Raw genomic sequence first — 3,042 nt, forward strand, 5'->3', positions numbered from 1 at the left:
ATTGCTTGATTCAGTTGTTAAAGAGCGGTTGGTTAAGATCTTTCGTCTCAACCGAGGTGCGCATCTTACAGCGCATCTTTTCAATTTGCAACCTTAAAAGTTTCTGATTTTTCAATAAAATCAACTACTTAAGCCAAGAGCAACATCAAACTGCTCGTTAGCGGGAGGCGAATAGTACAGCATTAAAATACGTGGTCAACCCCCCACCTTAAAATTCTTCTTCTTTACCAAAGCGCCCGGGTTGCCACCGTGAAAACCGCCAGCATCTATATAAAGTACCAGGGCTGCTGCGAACCCAAACCACATCGCCTGGACATATAGATAGACAATGGTGAGAAAGCCCCACGGCAAATGGATACCCAGAGACCCCAAGAGCATGACAGGCATCGCGTCAAAAATACCGGGACACGAAATGCCCCAATCAATATGACCGAAACGAAAAAGCCCCTGAAATGTTTAACCATTTCAGGGGCTTAGTCTTATTCAATAATGGCGGAGAGATAGGGATTCGAACCCTAGGTACCGGTGAAGGTACAACGGATTTCGAATCCGTCCCATTCGGCCACTCTGGCATCTCTCCAACGGCGCGCATCATAACAACACTTTCGCAGGAAGCGAACCCCCTAAGCGAAATATTTCTGTGCTATCAGATGCTTGCGTCGGTTAAAGCGGTACGCCCAGACGATTGGCGACTTCTTCGTAGGCTTCGATGACGTCACCGAGGCCCTGACGGAAGCGGTCCTTGTCCATTTTCTTGCCGGTGGCCTTGTCCCACAGACGGCAGCCGTCCGGGCTGAATTCGTCGCCCAGCACGATGGAACCATCGTGGAACACGCCGAATTCCAGTTTGAAGTCGACCAGCAGCAGGCCGGCGTCGTCAAACAGTTTGCTCAGGACTTCGTTGACCTTGAGCGACAGTTCTTTCATGCGAACCAGTTGCTCGGCGGTGCCCCAGCCGAAAGCCACGACGTGGGACTCGTTGATGAACGGATCGCCCTTGGCATCGTCCTTCAGGAACAGTTCGAAGGTGTAAGGGTTGAGCTTCATGCCCTCTTCAACCCCCAGACGCTTGACCAGGCTGCCAGCGGCGTAGTTGCGCACGACGCACTCGACCGGAATCATGTCGAGCTTTTTCACCAGGCATTCGTTGTCGCCCAGCAGCTTGTCGAATTGGGTCGGCACGCCAGCAGCTTCGAGCTTCTGCATGATGAAGGCGTTGAACTTGTTGTTCACCATGCCTTTGCGGTCAAGCTGTTCGATACGCTTGCCGTCGAACGCCGAAGTGTCGTTGCGAAACAGCAGGATCAAACGGTTAGCGTCGTCGGTCTTGTAAACCGATTTGGCTTTGCCGCGGTAGAGTTCTTCACGTTTTTCCATGATGGGCTCCGCTTGCTAAGTAGATGGGCTAGGCGATGTGACGCCAGTCGAGCCCTGAATCTTGATCGGCCAGTTGCAGCCAGTCCGGGTCGCACCCGAGGGTGTCGACAAAACATTGCCGGGCCAGCTGCGGCAGGTTGTTCTTGCTGCTCAGATGGGCCAGAACCAGGTGTTGCAGGTCTTTCCAGCCCAGCTCGGCCACCAGGAATGCCGCCTGGTGGTTATTCAAATGTCCCAGTTCACCGCCCACCCGCTGCTTGAGAAAGTACGGGTAATGACCGCGAGCCAGCATGTCACGACAGTGATTGGACTCGATCATCAACGCATCGAGGTCCCGATAGCCGTCCAGCACCTTGTCACAATACGACCCCAGGTCGGTCAACAGGCCGAAGCGCCGTAAACCGTCACTGAACACATATTGCGTCGGTTCTTGTGCATCGTGGGCCACGGCAATGACACCGATGCTCAAGTCGCCGATTTGCAGTTGCTCGCCGCCGGCCAGAAAGCCTGCGGGTTCAATCGGTTTGCGCATCCCGCGCAAGGTCCCGCGACTGAGGTAGACAGGCAGATTGTAGCGCCGAGACAGCAAACCCACGCCATGCACGTGGTCGGCATGTTCGTGGGTCACGAGTATCGCGCCCAGCTGTGCAGGGTTCACACCCAGGCGCAGCAGGCGTTTTTCGGTTTCCCGCAGGGAAAAACCACAATCCACCAATACGTACGTATCGGCGCTGGCTATCAGCGTGCCGTTCCCTTGACTGCCGCTGCCGAGAACGGCAAAACGCATAGGATCAGCCCAGGTTGTCCTGAATCTTGCTCAACACTTTACGCGCCACATCTGCCGGCGCCACGGTGTTGATGTTTTTCTCGACGGTGACCTGGACGTTCTCGCCAACCTTGCTCAGGCGAACCTGATAACGTTCGGCGCGAGCGTCAAGCTCTTCCTTGCTCGGCGCGCTGCCGAACAGGCTGCTGAAGAAGCCAGGCTTGTCGTCTTTCTTCTCGGCTTTTTCGGCCAGGTTGATGTAGTACAGGCCCAGACTGCGGTTGATGTCTTCAACGCGCCATTCGCCTTGTTCCAGTGCACGACCGACGCTCGACCAGGCACGATCCAGGTCGGTACCGACGTTCAGCACAGGGTTGCCGCTGCCGTCTTCGCTCAGGCTGACACGGCTAGGCGCGTCGAAATCACGCGAAGCCAGCATCGAGACCGAACCACCCTTCTCCGAGATACGGCTCATGCTCGCGAGCATGTCATCGACCAGTGCCGCATCCAGGCCAGTGTTGACCGAACGGTTGGTGAAAGCCACGTCAGCTGTGCTGCCGGCAGGACGCTCGGCGCTGACCACATAGACTTCACTGGTGTTGCGCTGCACGCCCGGCTCGATGCGCACCCGCACGCGGGTTTCGCTGTCTGTGCTGACGCCAGCCGCGCTCAGGCGCTTGCCCATGGCCGCAGACAGTTCGTCGGAATGCTGCCAGGTCGTGGTGAATTCGCCGGTTTGCGGACGCTGTTCATCCAGACGAAAGCCGTTGTCCTGAAAGAACTGAACGGCCACAGGCCAGACTTCAGCCGGCGGATTCTGCGCCAGGATGGAGCTGGAGCCGCCGCTCTTCTGCAGGGTGTAGGGGCTGGCGTCCGCAGCCGCCGTCAGTGGCTGCGGA

3 protein-coding genes and 1 tRNA gene are annotated in these 3,042 nt (G+C 56.7%); all 4 read right to left on the reverse strand.

Annotated features, from left to right (window positions below; genetic code table 11):
* Positions 1-490 precede the first annotated feature (490 nt).
* A tRNA-Ser gene (locus tag AC1D1M_RS31230) sits at positions 491-580 on the reverse strand.
* A gap of 83 nt (positions 581-663) precedes the next feature.
* Positions 664-1,377: a phosphoribosylaminoimidazolesuccinocarboxamide synthase gene (gene purC, locus AC1D1M_RS31235; protein WP_007944067.1), complete on the reverse strand. Its 714-nt coding sequence runs from the start codon at positions 1,375-1,377 to the stop codon at positions 664-666.
* Positions 1,378-1,405: 28 nt separating this feature from the next.
* Positions 1,406-2,164 carry an MBL fold metallo-hydrolase gene (locus tag AC1D1M_RS31240; RefSeq protein ID WP_477778665.1) on the reverse strand — a complete coding sequence of 253 codons (759 nt, stop codon included), beginning with the start codon at positions 2,162-2,164 and terminating at the stop codon, positions 1,406-1,408.
* 4 nt (positions 2,165-2,168) lie between these two features.
* Positions 2,169-3,042: outer membrane protein assembly factor BamC (gene bamC, locus AC1D1M_RS31245; RefSeq protein ID WP_477778666.1), on the reverse strand; the 874-nt coding region annotated here is incomplete at its 5' end.

The sequence above is a fragment of the Pseudomonas sp. P1_F7 genome (assembly GCF_056405655.1).

Excerpts from the sequence above, each read along its gene's own strand:
- purC (WP_007944067.1), bottom strand. The coding sequence starts at position 1,377 with ATGGAAAAACGTGAAGAACTCTACCGCGGCAAAGCCAAATCGGTTTAC.
- AC1D1M_RS31240 (WP_477778665.1), bottom strand. The coding sequence starts at position 2,164 with ATGCGTTTTGCCGTTCTCGGCAGCGGCAGTCAAGGGAACGGCACGCTG.